The 22,817-nt window shown below is 38.5% G+C and carries 27 protein-coding genes; 7 read left to right on the top strand and 20 right to left on the bottom strand.

Annotated elements, in window-relative coordinates:
• Positions 1-12 precede the first annotated feature (12 nt).
• The gene (locus G8Y84_RS00965; protein ID WP_165806055.1) at positions 13-1,404 is read left to right on the top strand and encodes an L-cystine transporter; all 1,392 of its coding nucleotides are present in this window, start codon (positions 13-15) and stop codon (positions 1,402-1,404) included.
• A 122-nt stretch (positions 1,405-1,526) separates the two neighbouring features.
• Here G8Y84_RS00965 and nfsA read toward each other — a convergent pair whose 3' ends face one another.
• The gene (gene nfsA / locus G8Y84_RS00960) at positions 1,527-2,282 is read right to left on the bottom strand and encodes an oxygen-insensitive NADPH nitroreductase (protein ID WP_103158650.1); all 756 of its coding nucleotides are present in this window, start codon (positions 2,280-2,282) and stop codon (positions 1,527-1,529) included.
• Positions 2,283-2,425: 143 nt separating this feature from the next.
• Between nfsA and G8Y84_RS00955 the strand changes: the two genes are divergently transcribed.
• From G8Y84_RS00955 to G8Y84_RS00940, 4 genes are all read left to right on the top strand, one after another.
• Complete coding sequence (locus tag G8Y84_RS00955; RefSeq protein WP_103158649.1) at positions 2,426-3,202, top strand: 2-keto-4-pentenoate hydratase; 777 nt, start codon at positions 2,426-2,428, stop codon at positions 3,200-3,202.
• A gap of 371 nt (positions 3,203-3,573) precedes the next feature.
• A complete protein-coding gene (gene ahpC, locus G8Y84_RS00950) occupies positions 3,574-4,143 on the top strand; it encodes an alkyl hydroperoxide reductase subunit C (RefSeq protein WP_037575442.1) in 570 nt (189 codons plus the stop codon).
• Between the two features lie 246 nt (positions 4,144-4,389).
• Positions 4,390-5,913, top strand: coding sequence for an alkyl hydroperoxide reductase subunit F (ahpF, locus tag G8Y84_RS00945; RefSeq protein WP_165806054.1), 1,524 nt, complete (start codon positions 4,390-4,392; stop codon positions 5,911-5,913).
• 231 nt (positions 5,914-6,144) lie between these two features.
• On the top strand, positions 6,145-6,618 hold the full coding sequence (locus tag G8Y84_RS00940) for a hypothetical protein (RefSeq protein WP_037575435.1): 474 nt from the start codon (positions 6,145-6,147) through the stop codon (positions 6,616-6,618).
• Between the two features lie 59 nt (positions 6,619-6,677).
• Here G8Y84_RS00940 and G8Y84_RS00935 read toward each other — a convergent pair whose 3' ends face one another.
• The 10 genes from G8Y84_RS00935 to G8Y84_RS00895 all read right to left on the bottom strand — a co-directional run bounded on the left by G8Y84_RS00935 (position 6,678) and on the right by G8Y84_RS00895 (position 15,852).
• Complete coding sequence (locus tag G8Y84_RS00935) at positions 6,678-7,628, bottom strand: DUF1002 domain-containing protein (RefSeq protein WP_165806053.1); 951 nt, start codon at positions 7,626-7,628, stop codon at positions 6,678-6,680.
• Between the two features lie 160 nt (positions 7,629-7,788).
• Positions 7,789-8,781, bottom strand: a complete 993-nt coding sequence (gene bioB, locus G8Y84_RS00930) for a biotin synthase BioB (RefSeq protein WP_037575430.1) — start codon at positions 8,779-8,781, stop codon at positions 7,789-7,791.
• 160 nt (positions 8,782-8,941) lie between these two features.
• Positions 8,942-9,613, bottom strand: coding sequence for a PepSY domain-containing protein (locus tag G8Y84_RS00925; protein ID WP_051604981.1), 672 nt, complete (start codon positions 9,611-9,613; stop codon positions 8,942-8,944).
• Positions 9,597-10,967: a HAMP domain-containing sensor histidine kinase gene (locus G8Y84_RS00920; protein ID WP_037575427.1), complete on the bottom strand. Its 1,371-nt coding sequence runs from the start codon at positions 10,965-10,967 to the stop codon at positions 9,597-9,599. The genes G8Y84_RS00925 and G8Y84_RS00920 overlap by 17 nt, the downstream gene beginning before the upstream one ends.
• A gap of 4 nt (positions 10,968-10,971) precedes the next feature.
• Complete coding sequence (locus G8Y84_RS00915) at positions 10,972-11,649, bottom strand: response regulator transcription factor (RefSeq protein ID WP_037575423.1); 678 nt, start codon at positions 11,647-11,649, stop codon at positions 10,972-10,974.
• 9 nt (positions 11,650-11,658) lie between these two features.
• A complete protein-coding gene (locus G8Y84_RS00910; RefSeq protein ID WP_246864344.1) occupies positions 11,659-12,723 on the bottom strand; it encodes an SLC13 family permease in 1,065 nt (354 codons plus the stop codon).
• Positions 12,724-12,731: 8 nt separating this feature from the next.
• Positions 12,732-13,052, bottom strand: coding sequence for a hypothetical protein (locus G8Y84_RS11315; protein ID WP_246864343.1), 321 nt, complete (start codon positions 13,050-13,052; stop codon positions 12,732-12,734).
• Complete coding sequence (locus G8Y84_RS00905) at positions 13,042-14,262, bottom strand: glycerate kinase family protein (RefSeq protein ID WP_051604979.1); 1,221 nt, start codon at positions 14,260-14,262, stop codon at positions 13,042-13,044. The genes G8Y84_RS11315 and G8Y84_RS00905 overlap by 11 nt, the downstream gene beginning before the upstream one ends.
• A 119-nt stretch (positions 14,263-14,381) precedes the next feature.
• On the bottom strand, positions 14,382-15,539 hold the full coding sequence (chrA, locus tag G8Y84_RS00900; RefSeq protein ID WP_105963090.1) for a chromate efflux transporter: 1,158 nt from the start codon (positions 15,537-15,539) through the stop codon (positions 14,382-14,384).
• Between the two features lie 10 nt (positions 15,540-15,549).
• Positions 15,550-15,852 (bottom strand): PadR family transcriptional regulator, encoded by a 303-nt coding sequence (locus G8Y84_RS00895; RefSeq protein WP_165806052.1) that lies wholly within the window; start codon positions 15,850-15,852, stop codon positions 15,550-15,552.
• A gap of 161 nt (positions 15,853-16,013) precedes the next feature.
• Between G8Y84_RS00895 and G8Y84_RS00890 the strand changes: the two genes are divergently transcribed.
• A complete protein-coding gene (locus G8Y84_RS00890) occupies positions 16,014-16,394 on the top strand; it encodes an iron chaperone (protein WP_037575414.1) in 381 nt (126 codons plus the stop codon).
• Between the two features lie 90 nt (positions 16,395-16,484).
• Here G8Y84_RS00890 and G8Y84_RS11485 read toward each other — a convergent pair whose 3' ends face one another.
• From G8Y84_RS11485 to rpsF, 5 genes are all read right to left on the bottom strand, one after another.
• Positions 16,485-16,988, bottom strand: a complete 504-nt coding sequence (locus G8Y84_RS11485) for a CPBP family glutamic-type intramembrane protease (protein WP_165806051.1) — start codon at positions 16,986-16,988, stop codon at positions 16,485-16,487.
• An 8-nt stretch (positions 16,989-16,996) separates the two neighbouring features.
• Positions 16,997-17,158: a hypothetical protein gene (locus G8Y84_RS00880; protein ID WP_165806050.1), complete on the bottom strand. Its 162-nt coding sequence runs from the start codon at positions 17,156-17,158 to the stop codon at positions 16,997-16,999.
• A gap of 148 nt (positions 17,159-17,306) precedes the next feature.
• A complete protein-coding gene (gene rpsR, locus G8Y84_RS00875) occupies positions 17,307-17,549 on the bottom strand; it encodes a 30S ribosomal protein S18 (RefSeq protein WP_037565082.1) in 243 nt (80 codons plus the stop codon).
• A gap of 43 nt (positions 17,550-17,592) precedes the next feature.
• Positions 17,593-18,096: a single-stranded DNA-binding protein gene (gene ssb / locus G8Y84_RS00870; RefSeq protein ID WP_037575408.1), complete on the bottom strand. Its 504-nt coding sequence runs from the start codon at positions 18,094-18,096 to the stop codon at positions 17,593-17,595.
• 23 nt (positions 18,097-18,119) lie between these two features.
• Positions 18,120-18,416: a 30S ribosomal protein S6 gene (gene rpsF, locus G8Y84_RS00865; RefSeq protein ID WP_037565086.1), complete on the bottom strand. Its 297-nt coding sequence runs from the start codon at positions 18,414-18,416 to the stop codon at positions 18,120-18,122.
• 313 nt (positions 18,417-18,729) lie between these two features.
• Here rpsF and G8Y84_RS00860 point away from each other — a divergent pair, with 313 nt between their 5' ends.
• On the top strand, positions 18,730-19,365 hold the full coding sequence (locus G8Y84_RS00860) for an NAD(P)-dependent oxidoreductase (protein ID WP_105963088.1): 636 nt from the start codon (positions 18,730-18,732) through the stop codon (positions 19,363-19,365).
• Between the two features lie 206 nt (positions 19,366-19,571).
• Here G8Y84_RS00860 and ychF read toward each other — a convergent pair whose 3' ends face one another.
• The 4 genes from ychF to G8Y84_RS00840 are packed head-to-tail and all read right to left on the bottom strand — an operon-like array spanning position 19,572 to position 22,659.
• Entirely contained in the window at positions 19,572-20,669 is a 1,098-nt protein-coding gene (ychF, locus tag G8Y84_RS00855; RefSeq protein WP_037575402.1) for a redox-regulated ATPase YchF, read from the bottom strand.
• A gap of 6 nt (positions 20,670-20,675) precedes the next feature.
• Positions 20,676-20,882 carry a DUF951 domain-containing protein gene (locus G8Y84_RS00850; RefSeq protein ID WP_037575399.1) on the bottom strand — a complete coding sequence of 69 codons (207 nt, stop codon included), beginning with the start codon at positions 20,880-20,882 and terminating at the stop codon, positions 20,676-20,678.
• Between the two features lie 35 nt (positions 20,883-20,917).
• Positions 20,918-21,808, bottom strand: coding sequence for a mechanosensitive ion channel family protein (locus tag G8Y84_RS00845; RefSeq protein ID WP_037575395.1), 891 nt, complete (start codon positions 21,806-21,808; stop codon positions 20,918-20,920).
• A gap of 23 nt (positions 21,809-21,831) precedes the next feature.
• On the bottom strand, positions 21,832-22,659 hold the full coding sequence (locus G8Y84_RS00840) for a ParB/RepB/Spo0J family partition protein (RefSeq protein ID WP_037575392.1): 828 nt from the start codon (positions 22,657-22,659) through the stop codon (positions 21,832-21,834).
• Positions 22,660-22,817 lie beyond the last annotated feature (158 nt).

Here is a 22,817-nt window from a genome sequence, read left to right as displayed (position 1 = left end):
AGCGTACACATTATGTCAACATTATTCATTATTATTAACTTAGTCGTTTTCGTCTTAGCACTCATCGGGCTTTGGTGGATGGCTAAAAAACATATTAAATTCCCTAAACGCGTCTTTCTCGCACTCGGTTTAGGGATTGTTTTAGGTTTAATCTTACATCTCACATACGGTTCAAGTAGTAAAATCACGACGCAAACAACTGAATGGATCAGTATTGTCGGAGATGGTTATATTTCTTTATTAAAAATGATTGTAATCCCGTTAGTTTTTGTATCAATTGTCGTTGCATTTACAAAAATTGACATCGGCGAAAAGTTCGCAAAAATGGGCGGACTCATTTTTATGTTTTTAATTGGAACTGTGGCCATTGCTGCAGTCGTAGGCATTGTTTATGCGATGCTTTTTGGCTTAGACGCCTCTTCTATCGACCTTGGCCAAGCTGAAAATGCACGTAGTTCTGAAATTACGAGCCAGGCGAAAGAAATGACAGCTACAACTTTACCAACACAAATTTTAGAATTATTACCTGCAAATCCATTTTTAGATTTCACAGGCGTACGTGCAACATCGACTATCGCGGTTGTTATTTTTGCTGCATTTATCGGTTTTGCCTTTTTACGTGTTTTACGTAAAGAACCTGAAAAAGGTCATATTCTTAAACGGGGTATCGATGCCATTTACGCACTTGTCATGGCGATTGTAACTTTTGTTTTGCGCTTAACACCTTATGGTATTTTAGCGATTATGATTACAACGATTGCAACAAGTGATTTTGCGGCCATTTGGACATTAGGTAAATTCGTTATTGCGTCTTATGCTGCATTAATTACGATGTATTTGATTCACATGATTATTTTAGTATTGTTAGGTATCAATCCCCTACAATATGTTAAGAAAACCGCTGAAGTAATTTTATTTGCGTTCACGTCACGCTCCAGTGCAGGCGCATTACCGCTCAACATCCAAACACAAACACAACGCCTTGGTGTCCCATCAGCGATTGCTAACTTCTCTGGTTCATTTGGCTTATCGATAGGCCAAAACGGTTGTGCGGGTATTTATCCAGCCATGCTTGCCATCATGGTTGCACCTGTCGCAGGCGTTGAAGTAGACTGGCAATTCATCCTCACACTTATCGTTGTTGTCGTATTGAGTTCATTTGGTGTAGCCGGTGTAGGAGGCGGTGCTACATTTGCATCCATCCTTGTACTATCTGCACTCAATTTGCCGGTAGGTCTCGCAGGGGTCTTAATTTCTGTTGAACCTTTAATTGATATGGGCCGTACCGCACTCAACGTCAACGATTCCATTCTTGCAGGGACAGGTACCGCAAAACTGACAAAACAATTAGATGAAAATCAATTCAAATCTAACCACTACGATGAGCTTGCTTCTGAGCATTAATTAAAAAGAGGTCGCGACATTACGTTCGCGACCTCTTTTTTTGTTTATCTCTTTAAACGCTCTTCACGCAAATATTAAAGCACTTCTGCCATTTTAAGAACTCAATCTTTCTCTTCAATCGTTTATTTTTTGTTGAAGCCTGATAATTGAAGCCATTCAAGCATTTCTAAGCGTTGTTTACTTCCCATAAATTGTGCGATTTGTTCTGACCATGTTTCCGTACGTTCGCCGTTCGTGCGTGTTTTATAATAGTTTGAGACCGTTTCATCATACGCTTCAATTTGTTCTGCAAGTTTTTGATCCTCGCGCTCATATTCATCAATATGGAAAACATGATCAAGCGGTAGACGTGGTTTCGGCGCGCCATTCTCGTCCTCTGCCGGTTCTCCGATGGCCATGCCGAATAATGGGAATGTGTACTCAGGTAAACCTAAAATCTCACGCACACGTTCTACATCATTACGGAGAGAACCTAAATAAACGATACCATACCCCATATCTTCTGCAGTTAAAGCAATATTTTGCGCCATTAAAGCAGCATCTACAGTTCCGACTAATAATCCTTCCGCTGTTTCAAAACTGCTTTCTAACTCTGCATCCCGTTTTTGGCTTACAAGCTTGTGACGGTGATAATCAATGACAAAAACAAGCAAATAACCATTTTCAACCACATACGGCTGTCCTGATACTTCTCTTAAAGATTCTTTCTTTTCAAGATCTTCTACACCAATCACAGAAGTCGTTTGTAGAAAACTTGAAGTCGACGCCATTTGCCCTGCCTCAATTAACTTTCGAACGATATCGCGATCAATGGCATTTGGCTTAAATTTACGTACAGAATGATGTTTTTTAGCTAACTCATAAACATGTTCAGACATGATTGACACCCCTTATTGTCCTTTTTTTCTATTTTATCAAAATGATACGTCCCCCGCATGACTGGTGTTTGACCCCACTTGCATTCATTAGTATTTACCGTTATCATAATTGTAACAATTTTCTGAATAAAGGGGCCTTTATTATGACAAATCAAACCAAATATTTAGCTAAAACACTTCATCAAGCCTATCTTAATCAACAGGCGATCCCTTTTTTAAATCCTGAAGCAGCTGTAGACGAAACTTTAGGTTACGCGGTACAAGAAGCACTCATCGAACGCATTCAGGCGAGTCACGGCGCAAAACAAGTCGGTTATAAAGTCAGCATGACGAGCAAGGAAACTCAAGCTTACGCCAATACACATGAACCTGCATATGGGACATTGTTGAGTCATGTCGTTAAAGATACAAGTGCGACCATTCCGCTTCACGATTTGTTCTCACCCTTAATTGAACCAGAGCTCGTTTTTGAGTTAACTGACGCACTTTCACCTCATCCAAGTGCAGAAGAAATCTTAGAAAAATCTAAAATCGCACCTGCCATCGAGGTGCCTGATGCGCGTTATCTCAATTGGTTTCCTAATTTCACACTTGGTGATTTGTTAGCTGACAATACGGCAACGGGTTTAGTTGTCGTGGGTCCATCCGTCTCTCCTCCTGATTATGAGACGCTTGGCAATATCGCCATGACTTTAACCCATGACGATAAAACCATCGGAAACGGAAATTCGTCTGCCGTTTTAGGTCATCCTGTCAAAGCTGTACAATGGCTCGCCGAAAAGTTAGCCACTCATGGCAAATCTCTAAAAGCAGGCGACGTGATTTCTTCTGGTACCTTTATTGCGCCTGTCCCCGCAGAAGTTGGTACATTCCAGGCACACTATAACCACATCGGAAATGTAGAAGTTACATTTGAATAATGTTATAACTAGAGTGAATCTGATGATTAATCAGATTTGCTCTTTTTATATGTGAAAACATGCTCCTTCATTTTATTTAAACTATCAAATTATTTCTAATTGAGAAAATCACCATTTAATTGATATTAATTTGAAAGAGAAAACGTATTTTATTAAGCGATCACTGCACTTTTCAAGAGATGGGTTAGCCTATATTTAATTTGCATTTAAACTAAAAAAGGAGCATTTTCGTTTGACGTTATCTCGTTTTCATGTATAATAAGAACCAAGATTAGAATTATTATTAATAAGGAATGATGACAAAGAAACACCCGACATCAATTCTAATCAATAATAATTATGACTCACATTTAATTAGGAGGAATTTCATTATGTCTTTAATCGGTAAACAAATTGAAGAATTTTCAGCACAAGCGTACAACGCAAAAACAGACGAATTCATCGAGGTCTCTCACGAAGATTTAAAAGGTAACTGGAGTGTAGTTGTATTCTATCCAGCTGACTTCTCATTCGTATGTCCAACAGAATTACAAGACGTTCAAAACCAATACGCTAAATTACAAGAGCTTGGCGTAAATGTTTACTCTGTTTCAACAGATACACATTTCGTGCATAAAGCTTGGCACGATCATTCAGATGCAATCAGCACATTACAATACGTAATGATTGGTGACCCATCTCAAACAATCACACGTAATTTTGACGTATTAGATGAAACTTCTGGTCTTGCACAACGTGGTACATTCATCGTTGACCCTGACGGTGTTGTTCAAGCAGCTGAAATTAATGCTGACGGTATTGGCCGTGACGCAAGCACATTAGTACACAAAATCAAAGCTGCACAATACGTACGTCAACATCCAGGTGAAGTTTGTCCTGCTAAATGGGAAGAAGGTAACGACACATTAACACCAGGATTAGACTTAGTAGGTAAAATCTAATCTCAATCACCTATTCCGGAATGAGGAGGATGAACGGAAACGTTATTTACTCTCATTCCTTAAAAGATTAATAGATTAACCCAAATACTCTCATCAAACTTATATCGTTTAGGTAGACAATGAAGCGTTTGTTCATCTATATAGGTGCTCAAACGCCTCATTCTTGCCTGGGCGGGACAGCAATTTCCAATGGATGAGATTGTTGTCCCGCTCTCAATCCATTTTTATTTTAGGAGGCCCATGTTTATGTTAAATCAAGAGTTAAAACAGCAATTAACACAACTACTTGATTTGATGGAAGGTGACGTTGTGTTCAAATTAAGTGCTGGCACGGATGAACACTCTGAAAAATTAAGCAACCTCGTTCAAGAAGTTGCAGAGATGTCACCTCGCATCACAGTAGAAAATGCTGATTTAAAACGCACACCAAGTTTCAGTATCAATCGTCCAAATGAAGACACAGGGATTACATTTGCAGGTGTCCCACTTGGTCACGAATTCAATTCTTTCGTACTTGCTTTATTACAAGTCAGTGGACGTGCACCAAAAGAATCACAATCAGTGATCGATCAAATCAAAGCGATCGACAAACCTTTACATTTTGAAACATTCGTCAGCTTAACATGTCAAAAATGTCCTGACGTCGTTCAAGCTTTAAACTTAATGTCAGTGCTTAACCCAAATATTACACATACAATGATTGATGGTGCTGTATTTAAAAAAGAAGCTGAAGACATTATGGCGGTCCCAGCTATTTTCTTAAATGGTGAGACATTCGGTAATGGTCGTATGACAGTTTCAGATATCTTAAATGAATTAGGCGAAGGTCCTGATGCTTCAGAATTTGAAGGTAAAGAGACATTTGATGTGCTTGTTGTCGGCGGTGGCCCTGCAAGTGCAAGTGCAGCGATTTACTCAGCACGTAAAGGCTTAAAAACAGGTATCGTCGCTGACCGTATCGGTGGTCAAGTTAACGATACAGCAGACATCGAAAACTTAATCGGTGTTAAGAAAACAACAGGTCCTGAACTTTCAACAAACTTAGAACAACATATCACTGATTATAATGTTGACGTAATGAAAGGCGTTCGTGCTGATGAAATTAAGAAAACAGACGAAGGTACTGAAATCACATTAGATAACGGCGCAACTTTAAAAGCAAAATCTTTAATCATCGCTACAGGTGCCCGTTGGCGTCAACTTGGTGTTCCAGGTGAAAGCGAATTTACAAATAAAGGTGTCGCTTACTGCCCTCACTGTGATGGTCCTTTATTCGAAGGTAAAGATGTTGCTGTTGTAGGTGGCGGTAACTCAGGTGTAGAAGCTGCCATTGACCTTGCAGGAATTTGTAAACATGTCACATTATTCGAATATGGCGATACGATGCGTGCAGATTCTGTACTTCAAGAGCGTCTCCATTCATTACCAAATACAACAGTCATTACAAATGCAGCAACTTCTGAAATTACAGGTACTGACCGTGTGAACGGCATCACGTACACAGACCGTAAAAATGATGAGTCTAAACACATTGAACTTGACGGTGTGTTCGTTCAAATTGGACTTTCACCAAATACAGAATGGATTGGCGATGCTGTTCAACGTAACCGTATGGGTGAAATCGAAGTGGATAGACTTAACCAAACAAATGTCCCAGGTATTTTTGCGGCTGGTGACTGTACAGATCAACGCTACAAACAAATTATTATTTCAATGGGATCTGGCGCAAGTGCAGCATTATCTGCCTTTGACTACCTTATCCGTAACTAATATACAAAAAGAGTTGAGACCAACGTCCCAACTCTTTTTTTACTTTCGACGAAATTTTCTTTTGCGAGCTAAATTTGAGACGACCCCTTTTCTAAACGAATCGTTTTCGTCCGAAACGAACCCTAATGATTATGCATAGCAATAACTTTCTACTAATATTTGCCTCTAATATTCCATTCTATTATAATATAAAATTATATTATAAATTTAAATCATTGAGGTTTGAATGTTATGTCAACAAAATCTATAACCCAAATCAGTGTCATTGCTGCACTACTTACCCTATTTTCGTTATTTAAGCTACCGGCACTATTTCCCGGTTTAGAATTTCAACTATCTGCGCCGGTTTCTTTATTAATTTTGGCATTTTTTGGAATAAAGCGTTATTTTATTGGAGGCGTAATTTCTAGTGTTCTTTTGTTAATTATTGGAGCAGCTAATCCGTTACATCTTTTTATCTCATTTGTTTTTCGCCTCATCGCAATACTCATTGTATACATATCCGGTGTTTCATTACGCAGTCTATGTCTCGCAAGTTGTGCCGGCACTTTAATTTCACGCATTATTTTAGCAGAGTTTTTACACTTACCTCCGATTTTACTCGTTGCGCATGCATTGCCTGGGGTCCTCTTTACACTTTTGGTTGTAAGTACGCTCTATCCTGCCCTTAGCCGTCGCCCTATTATTCAAACGTTATGCAAATAAAAACGTCAACATAATCAACTGTGAATGATACACAATGGATGATGTTGACGTATGATTTTTTATAGAAAAGAGACTAACCAATGATATAAACTTGTAAAAAACTCTACAATCGCATCCCAAATTTTTTGTAGGAAATTTCGTGATTCTTCTGTATTCAGTTTTTTCAGTTCGTCGAGTTTATCGCTCGCTTGTTTTTGGATATCCTTTTTAAGCGCGTTGGCTTGTTTTTGATACGCTTTTGGATCTTGATTAATCACGTCTGATTGAGCCACATTCATCATCAAATTCTGAATGATTGCAATATCATTATCACTTAAAATTTTGTTTAAATGATTTTCGTGAATAGTCTGATTCACAATGTTTGTAACCGTCGTTTGATTAATTTGCTGGTTATTTTGTTTGGCTTCAGCAATTTGTGATTTCATATCCGCAATCGCTTGATTTAAGGCTTCATCAGAATAGCCTTCTTTTTGAGCATTAGCTTCACTAATGTTGGCCAAATCATTCATTTCTTGATGCGCATGTTGAATATCTTTTTGGTTTAAGGTGTTGCCTTGCGCTTCATATGCTTTATAAATACCTGTTAATGCGCCTTCGCCCGTCACTGGGTCAATGGCCGCAATTTTAATCGTCGCATCTTGTATCCCTGCCGTAATGGCTGCGTTCATATATTGCTCACGTGTGATTCGTGTAATGTTTTCCGGTGTCTCTATTTCTACATCAACCCCACGCCCAAACGTTTTCGGCTGAATGTACGCACTTGAATGAATAAAATCATATTCTGTTCCGGTATAACGGATCACATCATTATAATCGACTTTATACTTCGTCACATCGTTATCCACACCGAGAAGATCTTTGGTTTCATCTAATTGCTTTTGATTTAAATCTGCCCCTTGAATAAAAATATCTTCTTTAGGTTTGTACTCATTTGCAGCTTCTGCGTTTTGAATGACGCTCGTCGTTAATATAGCGGCTGCAACTCCACTAATGAGTAGTTTCTTATACATGTCTTCACTTCCTTTACATTAACATCATTTTAACATGAATTTCGCGCAATTTAATCATTCCTTAGACGTAACACATCGTTGGTTTAAAGCATGATTTTTTCTCACAAAAAAACTGTCGACCTTTCCTCATGTCGACAGTTTAATCATTTAGCTTTGCATATTATAAAGTTTTCACAGGTTGAGCAGAATCATGGTGATAATCGATTTCATATCCCATATCTTTAATCATATCGTAATCCATCTTATTCGGTTGCCCACCTGTAATCAAATAGTCCCCTACGAAAATGGAGTTTGCGACCATGAGCGCGGTAGATTGTAATGAGCGTAAATTCACCTCACGTCCACCCGCAATACGAATTTCTTTCGTAGGATTAATAAGTCTAAACAGCGCCAAAATACGTAAACAACGCATCGGTGTCAGTTGATCCATCTCACCGAATTTCGTCCCTTTAATAGGATGTAAAAAGTTCACCGGAATACTGTCTGCATCAATATCTCTTAAAGCAAATGCCATATCCACGATGTCTTGATTCGTCTCTCCCATGCCACAAATGACACCTGAACACGGAGAAATATTGTTGGCTTTCATCGTCTCAATGGTATCCACCCGATCTTGATATGTATGCGTCGTGACGACTTCATCGTGATAATTTGCACTCGTATTTAAGTTATGATTGTAACGATCAACACCTGCCGCTTTCAGTTGTGCGGCTTGTTTTTCGTTTGCAAGCCCTAAGCACGCACAAATTTTTAGTTGCGGATGTTCTGCTTTGATACGTTCAACTGATGCTGTGATATGATCCACCTCTTTATCACTTGGACCTCTACCACTCATCACAATACAATATGTCCCTATTTCATTTTCAGCTGCTACTTTAGCTCCTTCTGTAATTTGGTTCTCTGGAATTAAAGCATAGCGTTGTTTCTCTTTCATTTCACGTGATTGACCACAATAACCGCAATCTTCAGGACAAATCCCACTTTTAGCATTTAAAATCATGTTTAGTTTTACTTTATGACCGTAATAATGTTTGCGGAGTTGATAGGCTTCATGCACAAGCTCCATCGTATCCAATGTATCATCAACAAATAAGTCATAGGCTTCTTGTGGGGATAAGGGCATGCCTTGTAAAATGCGCGTTGCTAAATTCATATTAAAACCTCCTCATCTATAGGACAGTATAGCATAATTGTAAACAAAATTATAAATAAGTTTACAATAGGCCATTCAATATAAAACAACCTATACAAATCATGTCTACCGTAGAATTTCGGTTGTCATTTGCATAGGTTGCTCATTTAACGTCACGATGTTAATCATCGTCCCAATCGTCATCGTCATCATCGTCTTCTGTAGGTGTTGATGGGGGCTGTAATGTATTTTGAGGAGGTGCCATTTCGTTTGAAGGAGCGACTGTAGTTGGGTTGTTCTGTGGAGAAGATACAGTTGCTTCTTCTTGTGGTGTAGCGTCTCCTCTCGTAAACCATGAAACCGATGTGACTTTGCCCGTCATTCGATTCACCATAACATTCGCCCCTTCAGCTGTATTCACATGTTGAGTCACCGCATAATGTTCTGTTTGCTTAGATTGATGGCGTTTAATGGCGACAAACGTCCCACCCACATGTTTTTTAGCAATGTCTTTGGCTTGTTTTTCATTTATTTTCGATTGTTTAACTTTGTCTTGTTTCGTCTTTTTAGAAGGGCTGGATTTGATTTTTGTTATTTTTTTCACCGCTTCTTTTTTACGATCAATCACAATATGATATTCAGCATCTGCACTCACTAATTTAACTTCGAATTCTGAATCACCATTTCGAGGGTGTATTTCTTTAACTTTCCCCTCATAACGTTTTTCGACTAATTTTTGTGCATTCTCTTTGCTCATGTAACTTTGATGCGCATTTGCGTAAATCATCATTCCTAATAAGAGGGTGAGTATGAGACTAATAACGATAATAATAATTTTAATAAATGGTTTCATGAGGGCCTCCTTTTGGAATGATTAACGTAAACGTCGTGCCGACATTCACTTGACTCTTCACTTGAATGTCAATGTGCTGTTGCTGTGAGATTTCTCGAGCAATAGAGAGGCCGAGTCCCGATCCTCCTGTTTTACGTGAGCGTGCTTTATCAACACGATAAAAACGTGTGAAAATATGTGGTAACTCTTCTTCAGGGATACCAATCCCATCATCGGCTATGGATAACACCAAATTTGATTTTGTTTCTGTCAGTGTTAGTGCGATACATGTCCGTCCATATTTATGCGCATTGTCCATAAAAATATGCAATAACTGTTTAAAAGAAGGGACATCAAGACAGACTTCGCTCGAATGTGTTTGATTATAGAATTTTAATGTTTGTGGATACACGTTGGCCATTCTTTTAACTAATTCATTCACGATATCTGCCACATTCACCTTTTCTAGACGTCTTTCCGTCTTATTTTCTGTAATTTGCGCAAAGTAAAGCAATTGTTCTGTCAGGTATTTCATTTTTTGCGCTTCATCGTGAATGGCATGAATACTTTCATCAAGAGTTTTCGCATCTTTTTTACCGAAGCGTTTTAACATTTGGCTATAGGAACTGATTACTGTAATCGGTGTTTTGAGCTCATGTGAAGCATTCATGATAAAAGCCCGTTGTTTCTCATCATGTTCTCCTAGCTTTGTCATCATTTCATTAAATGCCGTCGACAACACCTTTAATTCATAAGAATCGTTTTTATGCACTAGGACAGGACGATAATCTTTCGTTTCTTTCGTCTCTTTAATATGTTGAATCAGTTTTAAAATCGGACTAGTAATAATACGCGTCATCACATTATTAATATAAAAAATTAGAACCAAAATGAATAATGTTGAACCGATTAAAATCCATTTCAATATTTGAAATGTCTCGTACTTGAAGTCTACGTTTTCATACAATTGTAGATTAACCACTTCACCATTTTTCCATACAATCGGTAACGATACCATCGCAAAATGATGCCCTTTATAAGCGATGGTCTTTTTGTATTGGTTCGCTTGATAATCTTGTTCCATATTGTTATACGAGACGTCGGTTGCAAATTTGACGATAGCAATATTATCTTGATTTACGACACTGATATAACCATCAGATAAAATATAACCATGATTCATAATTTCTGCATTTGTTTGATTTTCCGACGACTTAATTTCTTCCATAATGTTGATGCTACGATTTTCCAATTGATTCAATTCAGAAGCGAGCGCATAATGTTTAAACATGAAATAAACAAGAATGTTCACACAAATCACGACGATGACCGTCATTAATGTAATGTAAAGTTGTATTCGCGTTCTTAAGCGCATTCGATCAATCCTTTATCATATATCCATAACCACGGACACTCGAAATCAAGGACGGTTTGGATTGGTCTAATTTTTTTCTGAGATGGCGTACATATACATCAACAACATTTGTATCCCCTTGATAGTCATAAGCCCATACCTTGGCGATGATTTGGTCTCGCTCTAAAGCTTGATTTTTATTTTCTAATAAGTACACGAGCAATTCATATTCTTTCGGCGTCAAGTTGACCAACGTGCCTTCTCGGTAGACTTCTCGTGCACTTGTGTCTACCTGTATATGACGATGCGAGAACACGCGCTTCGTTTCTTGCATGTGTGGCGCTCTATCTTTCAAATGTACACGGATACGCGCCAGTAATTCTTCTATTTCAAAGGGTTTTGTCATATAATCATTTGCGCCTGAATCTAATCCGCCTACTTTATCCATTACCGCGTCTCGTGCAGTGAGCATGATGACTTTCACTTGCGTATCTTTTTTGCGAATACGACGTAGCACTTCTAACCCATTAAGTTCAGGCAACATCACATCTAGTAAAATCAAGTCAAATTGATGGTCTTCAAATTGTTGTAAAGCCTCTTTACCGGTATATGCAATGGAGACTTCATATTCTGCAAATTCAAGCTCCAATTGCAATACGCGGGCAATTTTTTCATCATCTTCTACAATTAAAATATGATTCATAGTAGCCTCCTACTTTAAATGTAATCCCATAAATTGCCAGTATACGAAATACATGATTATCATCAAGCCAATGTATAATGGCATTAAATATAAACTGACTTGCGCCAATTGTTTCGTCGTATAAGGACGTGGTTCTAATTCATAAAAAATAAGTAGCGCCTTAGAACTTACTGGAAAAGTCACACAATAATTCATCCCTATGAGCACAATAAACACAATGGCAACAGGATTTAAACTGAGTAATTGTGCCAATAATATAAAGGCAGGGATTAAAACGACCGCTCTTGTCGTATGACTCGTAATCACCAAATGGGAAAGCACACTGACCGTACTCAACAATAAAACTAAAAACCATTCATGTGCGATGGGTAACGCTTTTATCGCATGCATCATTTGGTTTTGAAAATAATCAACGACTTGATATTTTACAAGCAATTCTCCTAATACTGTGGCACTCGCTACAAAAAAGATTAAACTCCATGACACTTTTTTGAGTGCTTCATTCCATCCAATTAAATTCAATTGAGGTAAAAGCATGATTAAACTCATTGCGATGGTGACAAATGCAATATCGAAACCGTGGATTGATTCTGTTAGCCAAAGCAACATCGTGATCCCAATGAGAACAGCAGCCATTTTTTCTTTCGACGTTAAAGGACGCTTCTCTGTATGTACGGTCTTAGTTGAAGATTGAATAGGTGATATGGACTGTGGTTGAATATGCCACCACAACACCATAACGGTAATCACACTGATTAATAACGCAAAAGGCAATCCCCATATTAAAAATGACAGATAGCTTATGCGTTGCTCCGTTTGTCCTTCCAAAATACTCACACCAATCAGATGACTCCCTGCACCTATTAACGTGGCATTCGTCAGCATCAGTATCATTATCGGAATCAACATCCCAAAAAATGTTTTATATTTTGGGAATTGGACTTGTAACGCTTGAAATATAGGCATAAAAGCCGCGGCACGACTGGACGTCGATGGAATGGTAAATGTCATACATAATACAGTCACGATAATAAAGAGGACAGCACGTAATTGCGTCTGACAATGTCTCGCCATCCATGCGACTAAGCGCGCTCTAATAAACCACTCTTTTCAATGACGGCACTAATAATAAAAGCACCAATCATAAGCCACACAATGGGTTGTTCGAACGCTTGGAACAACATCGTTTCTGGTATACCTAATAATATTGCGATGACTAGACACAACATGCCCACTAATCCTGCCGGAACTTTTGATAGGACAAATAAACCAAGTGCCAATATAAAGCACATAAGACTGACTTTACCAAGGTAACTCAATTCCATTACGCCGAAAATATATAAAGAGGTAAGTAGGAAAATCAACCAAGCAATCAGCTGGGTAAAAGACACATTAACTTGCATCGTGTACGGCTACTTTCTCGTCTTGAAAGACATCGTCATTGTCTTCATCTTGTATTGATTGAGACATGGACATACCTATTGAAATATAACGAATCGCACTTTCTGCACTGCCTTCAAGCCATTTTTCAGCATCTTCAATCGCATTTTCTAACGTCGCTGGACATGGAATAATACTAGAAAAGGCATCAATACCACTTTGATAATTAATTTTCGCATTTGTCCCAATCGTTCCCGCAAAAGCAATAACGGGTTTATCGTAATTTTTAGCAATACGCGCAACCTCAGACGGAATTTTGCCATTCGGTGTTTGGTAGTCAATACAACCTTCCGCAGTAATCACGATGTCACTTTGGGCAATCGCCTCTTCCACATCAATGTAATCCATAATAATATCAAAACGCGGGTGTAATTGCGCATGCGCGAAAGCCATTAATCCAGCGCCTAAGCCACCCGATGCACCTGAGCCTTCTACTGTACGAAGATTTTTCCCGGTTTGACGCTCAATCAACGTCGCTAAATGTTCTAAGTTCATAGATAAATGTTCAACTTCTTCAGGCGTTGCACCTTTTTGAGGGCCAAACACACGGGCTACCCCGTGTTCTCCACATAGGACATTCGTCCAATTGACGGCCACATCAATTTGCATCTCTTGCAAGCGCGAATCAATTTGAGATAAATCCATTTCTGCAATTTTATGAATATCCGCTCCACCTTGAATATGGATACGATTTTGTTGATGATCATACAGTTTGACGCCAATCGCTTGCGCCATCCCAATACCTCCATCAGAAGTTCCTGAATCACCACAACCAATTAAAATACGGTCTACACCATAATCTAATGCTTTAATGAGTGTTTCACCGACCCCATACGTCGTCGTATACAGCGGATTACGTTGATGTTGTGGGACATGTCGTAGTCCCGCAATCGCTGCCATTTCAATCACTGCAATGGTTTGACCTTTCTCTTTAAAAATCCCGAAAAATGAGGAAATAGGTTCGCCTACAGGGCCTGTCACTTCTGTCTCAATTTTATAGCCCTTTTTCACCTTAATCATCGTTTCGACAAACCCTTCGCCCCCATCAACCATCGGGATAACTTGAATGTCCTCATTCGGCACAACATTGCGAATCCCTTTTTCAATCGCATAGCCGACTTCTCCTGCACTTAAACTCTCTTTAAATCCTGAAGGTATAATTGTATATTTCATCGTCTAACACTCCCCTATTAACGGCCTAATAAATTGTATAGGTCTACTTTAATAGGCGGAAATTGAAATTAACTTAAAGAAAAATTAAAAAACGATTAAAAGATAGGCGTTCACTACTTTTAATAAAGCACAATCCCCCCAACAATTCCTAGAACAACGATGGCCCAAGAGGGCACTTTACAATACGCTAACAGCACAAATAATATTGCCGCAAACACAAAATCTATGCGTGTGTGTATCGCTGAAGTGAGAATAGGGTCGTAAAATGCAGTAATTAAAATCCCGACGACACCTGCACTGACTCCTTTTAACATTTGACGCACTTTGACATTACTTTGCACCTGTTCCCAAAATGGCAATACTCCTACAAGCAATAAAAAAGCCGGTAGAAAAATAGCGATAGTGGCAACGAGACCCCCTAATCCTCCTGCCATTACAGTGCCAATATAGGTCGCAAATGTGAATAACGGTCCTGGAACAGCTTGTGCCAACGCATATCCTGTAATAAACTCATTTGCTGAAATCATATTTGTTGCGACGAACCCTTCTTTTAAGAGCGGAAGCACGACATGTCCCCCTCCAAAAACAAGGGCACCTGCACGGTAAAAATGATCAATCATCGCTATCCACGCCGACTGTGAGACTGCATTTAAAAACGGTAAAATGAATAAAAGACTGAAAAAGAGTATTAATGCAACCCCACCGACAGACTTTCGAATATTGAACAAACGCACAGCAGTACTTTCAGTGCGCTCCTCTTGAAACAAAAACAGCCCCATTATACCAACAATCACGAGGGCCACGATTTGTGCAGAAGCGTGCGTTACAAGTACCGTGATGACAAGTGTAAATAAAGCCAACAATTTCGTTTTGACATCAGGCAATAATTTGTGCGCCATTCCTAATATGGCATGAAGGACAATAGCCACCGCCACAATTTTTAAACCATTTACCCATCCCATCTCCATGCTTGTCTTATGAAGGATTAGGGCAAATATCATTAAAATTAAGACGGAAGGCAGTGTAAACCCCACAAACGAAATAATTCCTCCTATGAGTCCCGCTTTCGCCACCCCGATACCAAATCCGACCTGACTGCTCGCAGGTCCTGGTAAAAACTGGCAAAGTGCCACGAGATGGGCGTATTGTGTCTCCGTTAACCATCGCCTCCGTTTCACGTATTCATTATAAAAATAGCCTAAATGCGCAGTGGGGCCCCCAAATGAAGTACACCCCAACCTTAAAGCAATGAAAAATAGTTGTACGTACGTTTTCATCCTTTTCCTCCTATAGTTCATTTAGTAATTCTGATAATTTATTTTTGCTTACACGAAGCATTTCAACACCGAAATCTGTACAACGGTAAAGCACACGTTGATGCCCTTCTACCGTCACTTTTTCAGTTTCAAGTAATCCTTCATCTTCCATACGATGAAGCAAAGGATACAATGTCCCCGCACTTAATTCATAGCCATGTGTCCGCAATTCCTCAATCATCCAACTCCCATAAATCGGCATTTGGCGTGCGTGATGTAAAATATGAATATAGATAAATCCTAAAAACATACGTCTCTCTAATTTACTTTTCAACTTCTCACCTCCTATTAAAATCGAAATTAGATATCGGATTTCGATTTTAACCTACCATAAAACTTTATGTTTTGCGATATCTTTTCATTAATAATATGATAGAGTTAATCAAATCCTGTAAAAATGATTGTTCTAAATCAAACTTAGAAATGAGGCATATGATGGAAACATTTGAAGATTTTTTAGAGACCATTGAAAAACCAGAGCATCGTGAAAAATTCAAAAACGTTATTGAAAAATTATTGGCTGATTATCCTGAGCTCACTTTAGAAATCAAATGGAACCAGCCGATGTTATTGTTAAAAGAAAATGGCACATTTATTTTAGGATTTAGTAAAGCCAAACCCCATTTTGCTGTGGCACCCGAAAAATATACAAGAGATTATTTTGATGAAGATATAAAAAAAGCAGGCTATCAAACGACTAAAATGTTCATGAAAATCAAATGGACGGAAGAAGTCAATTATGATTTACTTCATCGGATGATTGATAAAAATATAGAAGATAAAAAAGACACCACTAAATTTTGGCGCGAGAAGTAATTTGAAGACAGTTTAAAGTAATCCAAAAAGGAATGGGCCGCTAAACCCATTCCTTTTTCAATTTTCTACATCTTTGAGGAACGCTCATTACTAAAATAATAAAGGGATAAACGTAAACGCATTATTCACGATATGCATCAGTAAAGGTAACGCTATGCGTTTTGTTTTTAAATACACTAAACTGTAGATTACCGCAGACTGAAAATAAATTAAAAACTCAATGAAATTCGATGGTCCGTGCGTATATGTAAATAGTGCAGACAATATAATAACTCCAACCCATGGAAAACCGTGAAACATATACTTCAGCCCCATTCCACGATAGACCACTTCTTCGATGAAGGGCCCAATAAATGTCCCTAATAGGACAAGCCACAACGTCGAGCGCATTTGAATGGCATCATCGATTGCATGATCATTTGCGGTTGCATCTGTCCCAAGTAAAGAAAACAACCATTGGTCAAGACATGCGATGAGTAAAAAGGCAGCGATCGCAAGTAGTATATCCGAAAATTTAAGACGTTTATAGGTGAATAGTTTTAATTTCGCACCTCTCCACAAAATAGCTGCCATTAAAAATGCGACAAGACCCACAACACCGCCTACGATGGAAAATGAATTAGTATTGATGCTAAAAAACCTACGAGTAACGCAATGCCCACACCAAAACCAGCTAGTCGTTTGCGCCGAGAAATCGAGGACCCAGGCGTGCTTTCTTGTTTTTCCCATGGTTGAATGTGTAAATATTGTTTCCACTTTTTCATGAATCAATCACCTCTTATGTATGGTCTAAAGTTGCTAAATTACTACACATTATAGGTGATAAACTTAATAATTTCAATTTATAAAATAATAATTAATTTTCTAAAACAAAAAAAGCCCCGCTACCTTTTCGGTACGGGGCTCCCTGTTTTACGCTTCGTCTTTAACGAATGGTAATAACGCCATATGACGTGCACGTTTGATTGCAGTCGTTAATTGACGTTGGTATTTAGCTGAAGTTCCAGTCACACGACGTGGTAAAATTTTACCGCGTTCTGAGATGAAACGTTTTAATAATTCAGTGTCTTTGTAGTCGATGTGTGTAATACCGTTTGCTGTGAAATAACAAACTTTTTTACGACGACGACCACCTCTTCTTGGTCCACCTGCCATGATTTGTGCCTCCCTTGCTTCATTTTTTTATACGTTCATTATTTTAAAATGGTAAATCATCATCGCTAATGTCGATAGGACCATTCGCATTCGCAAATGGGTTATCATTGTTAGATGATGAATTGTTATTTTGATATGACGAATTTTGACCTTGTTGTTGTCCACCGAATCCTTGGCCATAACTTTGGAAGTCATTGCCTTGGTTATTCGAATGACGTTGGTTTTGTGATTTGGGTTCAAGGAATTGAACACTGTCACAAACGACCTCCGTCACATAGACACGTCGGCCTTCTTGATTTTCGTAACTGCGTGATTGTAAGCGACCGTCAACGCCAGCCAGACTTCCCTTGAACAAGAAATTGCTCACGTTCTCTGCTTGCTTTCTAAAAACAACACAGTTAATAAAGTCTGCTTCACGTTCCCCTTGGTTGTTTGTAAACGTACGATTCACAGCTAATGTGAAAGTCGCTACGCCTACACCTGAGGGCGTCGTTCTGTATTCTGGATCTTTAGTTAATCGACCTACTAATACAACTCTGTTAAGCATATTCACGCCTCATTTCTATTCTATTACTTGTCTTCGTCTTCACGAACAACAATGTAACGAATGATATCATCATTGATTTTTGCTAAACGTTGGAATTCGTCAGTAGCAACGTTGTTTTCAGATTGGATACGTACGATGTAGTAGTAACCATCTTTGAAGTCTTCGATCTCATAAGCTAAGCGGCGTTTACCCCAGTCCTTAGTTTCTAATACCTCAGAGCCTTCAGAAGCTAAAATTCCGTTGAAACGTTCAACAACTGCTTTTCTTGCATCCTCTTCAATGTTTGGACGCACGATGTACATTACTTCATATTTTCTCATTGTATATTTGCACCTCCTTGTGGTCTATACGGCTTAACGAAGAATTACGTTAAGCAAGGAATAATTTTCATTACTCACATTTCAGTATTCTACCATAAGCTGTAACTTATTACAACGAAAAATTTAACACTTATACCCTATGCCTATCGTCTGCGCTCTTCTTTTAAGACATAGCGTATAAAGTCATTTACGTATACCTATTCAAAAGTCCGTCGTTTTTTTGATGAGCAGATTTTAAACGTTTAAAGGTTCATACTGGTATATTTAATATATCGATACTAAAATTATATAAATTATGTTTGGAGGTCTTTTCATGAAAGTAGGTATTATTGGCGCTACTGGTAAAGTAGGTCGTTTAATTATGAATGAAGCACTAAATGAAAACATGGAAGTGACTGCAATTGTTCGTAACGCCTCAAAATTAGATTCAGATGTTCCAGTTATTGAAAAAAACGCATTTGATTTAACACGTGATGATTTATCTCAATTCGATGTTGTAGTCAATGCCTTTGCTGCACCATTAGATGATTTAGATCAACATATTCAACTTGGACGCGTTTTAATCGAAGCGCTTGAAGGTACAGATACGCGTCTTATCATTGTAGGTGGCGCAGGTAGTCTTTATTCAGATGACTCAAAAACAACAACATTAATCGACAAATCTATGGTTCCAGATTTTGCAATGCCGATTGCGAAAGCGCAAAATAAAAACCTTGAAGATATTAAAGCTTCAAATCAACTCAACTGGACATTTATTAGCCCTTCATCTTTCTTTGATCCAGAAGGTCAACGTACAGGAAACTACCGTGTAGGAATGAATGTTGTCTTAACAAATTCTGAAGGTGAAAGCTACGTAAGCTACCCAGATTATGCTTTGGCATTAGTTAAAGAAATTCAAAATGCAGATTTCATTAAACAACATATCACAGTTGTCAGTGAAAAAGCTTAAGCAAAATTACCACATAGACCACCAACGACTGATATCATTAGACCTAGACACGTGCGATGCCCCCACATCGTGCGTGTTCTTTTATTTTTTTATATTTCTACACTCCTCATACGAGAGACATCTTTAGGGAGTTGGGAAATAAAGATTACCAATCATTAGAAAGCCATCAAAAATTTATGCTCAGATAAATTTTTGATGGCTATTTTTTATACATTAAATCTAAAATGAACAACGTCTCCGTCTTTCATAATATACTCTTTACCTTCAAGACGCATTTTACCTGCTTCTTTCGCACCTTGTTCGCCGTTGTAAGCTACATAATCATCGTAGCTTGTGACTTCAGCACGAATAAAGCCACGTTCGAAGTCTGTATGGATGATGCCCGCACATTGTGGTGCTGTCATGCCTTCTTTAAATGTCCAAGCACGTACTTCTTGCACCCCTGCTGTAAAGTACGTTGCTAAACCGAGTAATTCATACGCTTTGCGAATCAATATGTTCAAGCCGGGTTCTTCAATTCCTAAATCTTCCAAGAACATTTCTTTATCTTCATCGTCTAATGTCGCAATTTCTTCTTCAATTTTGGCACTGATGACAATCACTTCAGAGCCTTCTTGTTCAGCATATTCTCTTATTGTTTTGACTTTTTCATTATCAGCGTCATTAATTTCGTCTTCACCCACATTGGCGATATAAAGCATCTTTTTCGCTGTAAGGAGTTGCGCTTGGTTGACGTATTTTTGGTCCTCTTCATTAAAGTCAATGCTGCGTACGGGTTGACCGTTTTCAAGGACTTCTTTAATTTGTGTTAAAATGCGCACTTCATTTACTGCTGTTTTATCTTTTTGTTTAGCTAATTTTTCTAAACGTGGTAATCGTTTTTCGACAGATTCTAAATCGGCTAACACTAATTCCATATTAATGACTTCAATATCATCGATAGGATTTACACGTCCTGCCACGTGTGTCACATTTTCATCATCAAATGCACGCACCACTTGGCAAATCGCATCTACTTCACGGATGTGAGATAAAAATTTATTACCAAGGCCTTCTCCTTTTGAAGCTCCTTTTACGATACCTGCAATATCAGTAAATTCAAATGTGGTTGGAATTGTTTTTTTCGGATTGACGATTTTTTCTAATTCCGTTAAACGTGTATCAGGCACTTCAACAATTCCAACGTTTGGATCAATTGTCGCAAACGGATAGTTCGCTGCAAGCGCGCCTGCTTTTGTAATCGCATTAAAAAGTGTGGACTTCCCTACGTTAGGTAATCCAACAATACCAGCTGTTAAAGCCATAATTCATTACTCCTTCTCATCTTGACTCGCTTTTTCGAGTACTTTTTTTAGTTTTTTATTAAACGTTTGCCGTGGCAACAGAATACTTCGTTGACAAGCGGTACACTTAATTCTAATGTCTGCTCCCATACGAATGATTTTGAATCGATTGGCACCACATGCATGTTGTTTCTTCATTTCTACTATATCATTGATTTCATAATTTGAAGACATCGATCTACTCCTCATTCCTTTTTATTATTTTACATTTATGATTTTGGCTGTGTCATGTTTTTATACATTTGGGCTAAGTTTGGTACGGGGGCTTCGATATTTTCAGCTTGGAGGAAGCCTTTGATTTCACGTCTTAGAATACGTGCGCCCATAAAATTCTCTCCAGGAGACGTTTCTGCAGAGACACGTAACGTCACTTGATAACTTTCTATCGCATCCACACCAAGCACTTGTGGCGTATCGATGAAAATCTCATATTTTTTAGGGATAGATTTTAAAAATACCCCTAATTTTTGTTCGACAAGCTCAATATTTTCACTCGTTGAGATAGGAATGTCGACTAATGCGACACCATTGGTCACAGAAAAGTTTGTTACCTCACTCATCGTTCCGTTTGGAATCGTGGAAAGTTCCCCTGTGATAGACATAATCCGTGTCGAACGTAAACCAATGGATTTCACTGTCCCTTCAGCAATTAGTGAACCATTGTTTTTAATGCTTACGTAGTCCCCGACGTCAAATTGGTTTTCAAAAATGATGAAAAATCCTGTAATAATATCTTTCACGAGGGTTTGTGCACCAAAACCTATCGCAAGGCCGACCACCCCAGCCCCGGCAAGGATACTTTCAACGCTGATGCCAAATTTACTTAAAATTGTAGTCCCTGTAATGAACCAAATGAGATAGCCAACAACGTTTTGTACAAGTGTAATTAAGGTTTTTGAACGCTTGGCACGGGGTGTTTTTTTTGATTTGTTATTGACTTTGAAAAACTGTGCAATAATTTTATTTAAAATACGCGTCACAAGAAATGCGACAAGTACATAAATGAGCACAATGATGAGTTTCGTCAATAAGTTCGAATAGGTTTCAGGTTCCAACAGAGGTTGAATCAAATTACGGAGAATACTCTCAAGTTGTTTCATTTTGTTTTCCTTTCTACATCGATCTATTTATTGTTCTTTTTCAATAATTGAATGAGACGGCGATAATCTTGTTCAGAATAGAATTCAAGCGTGATTTTACCTTTCGCCCCTGACGTTGAGACGTCCACTTTCGTACCATATTGTTTTGCCAATTGTTGTTCGTGTTGCTTAATCAGAGAAGGTTTCACTTTTTTAGGGGGCAGACTCCCGGAAGTCTTAGGGTGCACAGCAGGTTGATGTTCTGCGATTTGTGCTTCTAGCGTGCGCACACTCCAAGAGGCATCTATCACTTTTTGTGCATATTGCTCCATCAAAGCGGCATCTTTTAGCGCTAATAATGTGCGCCCGTGTCCCCCTGACAATTGACCTTCTCGAACTAAATTCCTAATTTTAACAGGTAACTGCAATAACCGTAACATATTCGCGATATAGGGTCGTGACTTGCCTAATCGATCGGCAACTTGTTGTTGGGTTAAAGAGAGCGTTTCCATCAGTTGGTGATAACCTTCCGCTTCTTCTAGTGGATTTAAATCTTCACGTTGTAAGTTCTCGATAATCGCTAGCTCACGCATTTGTCTGTCATCCATAGACTTAATAATTGCAGGAATCGTATTTAACTTTGCAAGTTGAGACGCCCGATAACGGCGTTCACCTGCCACGAGATAATAGCCTTTTATTGATGGGGTGACCACAATAGGTTGGAGCACGCCATGTTGCTCAATAGATGACGCGAGTTCTTCCAATTTGGTTTGATTAAAATGTTTTCTCGGTTGATAAGGATTGGGACGTATTTCTGAAAGATTCAGTTGTTCTACATTTTCCGAATGACGTATATTGTTTAAATCTGTCATCCACATCCCTCTTTTCAAAAATTTTTACGTTTTTTATTGTACTGGTTGACGCCTTGATATACAAGACTTTAACAAATTTCGAGCACACATTAAATAGTGTGTTAAATCATAATTTTCAGAAAAATGTGTTGACATTTATTTTTCCACCATGCTAAAGT

Source organism: Staphylococcus sp. 11511212, assembly GCF_011394755.1.
In the GTDB taxonomy this organism is placed as follows: Bacteria; Bacillota; Bacilli; order Staphylococcales; family Staphylococcaceae; genus Staphylococcus; species Staphylococcus chromogenes.
The sequence above is the reverse complement of the archived record's forward strand: the minus strand, read 5'-3'. Positions and strand labels throughout refer to the sequence as shown.

What these genes read in the sequence shown, in the direction of transcription:
- G8Y84_RS00965 (WP_165806055.1), top strand. Translation starts at nt 13, where the DNA reads ATGTCAACATTATTCATTATTATTAACTTAGTCGTTTTCGTCTTAGCA.
- nfsA (WP_103158650.1), bottom strand. Translation starts at nt 2,282, where the DNA reads ATGTCTGAACATGTTTATGAGTTAGCTAAAAAACATCATTCTGTACGT.
- G8Y84_RS00955 (WP_103158649.1), top strand. Translation starts at nt 2,426, where the DNA reads ATGACAAATCAAACCAAATATTTAGCTAAAACACTTCATCAAGCCTAT.
- ahpC (WP_037575442.1), top strand. Translation starts at nt 3,574, where the DNA reads ATGTCTTTAATCGGTAAACAAATTGAAGAATTTTCAGCACAAGCGTAC.
- ahpF (WP_165806054.1), top strand. Translation starts at nt 4,390, where the DNA reads ATGTTAAATCAAGAGTTAAAACAGCAATTAACACAACTACTTGATTTG.
- G8Y84_RS00940 (WP_037575435.1), top strand. Translation starts at nt 6,145, where the DNA reads ATGTCAACAAAATCTATAACCCAAATCAGTGTCATTGCTGCACTACTT.
- G8Y84_RS00935 (WP_165806053.1), bottom strand. Translation starts at nt 7,628, where the DNA reads ATGTATAAGAAACTACTCATTAGTGGAGTTGCAGCCGCTATATTAACG.
- bioB (WP_037575430.1), bottom strand. Translation starts at nt 8,781, where the DNA reads ATGAATTTAGCAACGCGCATTTTACAAGGCATGCCCTTATCCCCACAA.
- G8Y84_RS00925 (WP_051604981.1), bottom strand. Translation starts at nt 9,613, where the DNA reads ATGAAACCATTTATTAAAATTATTATTATCGTTATTAGTCTCATACTC.
- G8Y84_RS00920 (WP_037575427.1), bottom strand. Translation starts at nt 10,967, where the DNA reads ATGCGCTTAAGAACGCGAATACAACTTTACATTACATTAATGACGGTC.
- G8Y84_RS00915 (WP_037575423.1), bottom strand. Translation starts at nt 11,649, where the DNA reads ATGAATCATATTTTAATTGTAGAAGATGATGAAAAAATTGCCCGCGTA.
- G8Y84_RS00910 (WP_246864344.1), bottom strand. Translation starts at nt 12,723, where the DNA reads ATGGCGAGACATTGTCAGACGCAATTACGTGCTGTCCTCTTTATTATC.
- G8Y84_RS11315 (WP_246864343.1), bottom strand. Translation starts at nt 13,052, where the DNA reads ATGCAAGTTAATGTGTCTTTTACCCAGCTGATTGCTTGGTTGATTTTC.
- G8Y84_RS00905 (WP_051604979.1), bottom strand. Translation starts at nt 14,262, where the DNA reads ATGAAATATACAATTATACCTTCAGGATTTAAAGAGAGTTTAAGTGCA.
- chrA (WP_105963090.1), bottom strand. Translation starts at nt 15,539, where the DNA reads ATGAAAACGTACGTACAACTATTTTTCATTGCTTTAAGGTTGGGGTGT.
- G8Y84_RS00890 (WP_037575414.1), top strand. Translation starts at nt 16,014, where the DNA reads ATGGAAACATTTGAAGATTTTTTAGAGACCATTGAAAAACCAGAGCAT.
- G8Y84_RS00880 (WP_165806050.1), bottom strand. Translation starts at nt 17,158, where the DNA reads ATGAAAAAGTGGAAACAATATTTACACATTCAACCATGGGAAAAACAA.
- rpsR (WP_037565082.1), bottom strand. Translation starts at nt 17,549, where the DNA reads ATGGCAGGTGGACCAAGAAGAGGTGGTCGTCGTCGTAAAAAAGTTTGT.
- ssb (WP_037575408.1), bottom strand. Translation starts at nt 18,096, where the DNA reads ATGCTTAACAGAGTTGTATTAGTAGGTCGATTAACTAAAGATCCAGAA.
- rpsF (WP_037565086.1), bottom strand. Translation starts at nt 18,416, where the DNA reads ATGAGAAAATATGAAGTAATGTACATCGTGCGTCCAAACATTGAAGAG.
- G8Y84_RS00860 (WP_105963088.1), top strand. Translation starts at nt 18,730, where the DNA reads ATGAAAGTAGGTATTATTGGCGCTACTGGTAAAGTAGGTCGTTTAATT.
- ychF (WP_037575402.1), bottom strand. Translation starts at nt 20,669, where the DNA reads ATGGCTTTAACAGCTGGTATTGTTGGATTACCTAACGTAGGGAAGTCC.
- G8Y84_RS00850 (WP_037575399.1), bottom strand. Translation starts at nt 20,882, where the DNA reads ATGTCTTCAAATTATGAAATCAATGATATAGTAGAAATGAAGAAACAA.
- G8Y84_RS00845 (WP_037575395.1), bottom strand. Translation starts at nt 21,808, where the DNA reads ATGAAACAACTTGAGAGTATTCTCCGTAATTTGATTCAACCTCTGTTG.
- G8Y84_RS00840 (WP_037575392.1), bottom strand. Translation starts at nt 22,659, where the DNA reads ATGACAGATTTAAACAATATACGTCATTCGGAAAATGTAGAACAACTG.